The organism is Caballeronia udeis, assembly GCF_001544555.2.
In the GTDB taxonomy this organism is placed as follows: domain Bacteria; phylum Pseudomonadota; class Gammaproteobacteria; order Burkholderiales; family Burkholderiaceae; genus Caballeronia; species Caballeronia udeis.
Window position 1 is genome coordinate 1 of the sequence record NZ_FCOK02000189.1, and the last position, 1,625, is coordinate 1,625.

The window sequence follows — 1,625 nt, forward strand, 5'->3', positions numbered from 1 at the left end:
ATACCAGCGCACGCACATCAGCATCACCTCAAACGGATAGTGAGGGCGTTTAAATACACGTGCTAAGGCTGGCGTCAGGGTCTGTTTCATCGGGTATCGGATTCGTCTTATCGGCGCAAATCATATCGCACCGCCTTATCGCGACAGAACCGGTAATGGCGCCAAGGTTGCGTGCAGTCGCCACCACCCTTTCTCCTGCACGAAGGGCCGCCTTGGCGATTGCTGCGCCGAGCCCCCGACCTGCACCTGTGATGAACCAAGTCTTTTGCATTTCCGTCCTCCTTTTCTTTCAATTTGAACATGAGGCCTGCGAACGACCATAAGCAGATCACACCAAACTCTTGCATAATCCCACCAAAAACTGGTGGTCTCTCAAGAGTCAGCTTTGCTTCCGCATGAGCGAAATGTCCTCCCTTGCCCGAATCCGATCGCTTATTTCTCGACATGTTCAGCCGGGCAGGACATCCACGATGCTACCGGGCCTCGCGATAATGGCGACATCTGTCGCGACTGATCCGGTCGAGGTTGTCTACGAGTCCGCCGTCGCCCTGGTTGCGCAGGGCGCGAAGCGCTCCGTGTTCGGCGGTGCGGAGTTCGACTATCGAGCGGGGCAATACTTGCTGGTACCGATCGACCTGCCGGTCACCGGCCTTGTCATCGAAGCGAGCCCAGAAGTGCCTTTCCTAGCAATGGGGTTGGCGATTCAGCCAGCTATCGTCGCGGCCCTTTTGCTGGAAGGCGAATTCGGGGAACTGCTTCCCGTTCAATATCCGCAGGCGACCATCAACACGGCAGACGAGGATCTCCTTGATGCGTTCGCACGCCTTCTTCGCTTACTCGACCACCCCGAGGAAGTCCCCATCATGCGGCCCATGATCGAGCGGGGATTCTTTGGCGCCTGTTGAGAAGTACGCGCGGCGGGATGTTGCGCCAGATAGGCGTGGCCGATAGCCACCTTTCCAGGATCAGCCGCACGACTCGATGGATACGTGGCAATTATGCTAAGACGTTGCGCGTCGAGGAACTGGCAGATATCGCCGGAATGAGTCCAACGTCCTTCCACCGCCATTTTCGCGCGTTGACCACAATGAGCCCCCTTCAGTACCAGAAGCAGATTCGCCTTCAACAGGCGCGAATGCTACTGATGAACGAGTCGAGCGACGTGGCAACAATTGGGTCCGATGTCGGATATGACAGCCCATCCCAATTCAGTCGCGAATACGCGCGGCTTTTCGGGAATTCTCCGAGAAAGGACGCCCTACGGCTGAAGTTCCTCGCAGGCTCGGACTGAAGCCTGACTGGGACTCGAATGATTGTCTGCTGTTCCGCGGATTCGAGCCAATTGACCAAAGGCATTACCGGTTCAAACCTCCTTCCTTCAGGGCGATATTGAATTTGGGCGGGTCGGCCTCGTCGCTGCTCGCGGAGACATTCGTTCGCGCGACGATTGCGAGCTCAGGGTCGGAGCGAGCGTCCAGCGCCGAAAGCAGCTTGCCCGTGCACTCCTCAATGGTCAATCCCGCTACGCCGGCGTTCTCCAATTCCTTAAGAGGGCAGTTCAAAAAGGCTGCTCAGTTCGGCTGAAGATGTTCCAGCAGACGAGTGAGCAGGCTAGTTTGAGGAAT

The 1,625-nt window shown here is 57.0% G+C and carries 3 protein-coding genes and 1 pseudogene; 2 read left to right on the top strand and 2 right to left on the bottom strand.

Annotation, left to right across the window (positions count from 1 at the left end; all coding sequences use genetic code 11):
* Positions 1 to 90: pseudogene (locus AWB69_RS49095) on the bottom strand (IS6 family transposase); the annotation flags it as partial.
* 380 nt (positions 91 to 470) lie between these two features.
* Between AWB69_RS49095 and AWB69_RS49100 the strand changes: the two are divergent.
* Together AWB69_RS49100 and AWB69_RS51060 are read left to right on the top strand one after the other, a co-directional pair.
* The gene (locus tag AWB69_RS49100; protein ID WP_197500496.1) at positions 471 to 905 is read left to right on the top strand and encodes an AraC family transcriptional regulator; all 435 of its coding nucleotides are present in this window, start codon (positions 471 to 473) and stop codon (positions 903 to 905) included.
* Positions 906 to 922: 17 nt separating this feature from the next.
* A complete protein-coding gene (locus tag AWB69_RS51060; protein WP_197500497.1) occupies positions 923 to 1,291 on the top strand; it encodes a helix-turn-helix domain-containing protein in 369 nt (122 codons plus the stop codon).
* Positions 1,292 to 1,355: 64 nt separating this feature from the next.
* Here AWB69_RS51060 and AWB69_RS45110 read toward each other — a convergent pair whose 3' ends face one another.
* A complete protein-coding gene (locus tag AWB69_RS45110) occupies positions 1,356 to 1,562 on the bottom strand; it encodes a hypothetical protein (RefSeq protein WP_156529225.1) in 207 nt (68 codons plus the stop codon).
* Between the last annotated feature and the right edge of the window lie 63 nt (positions 1,563 to 1,625).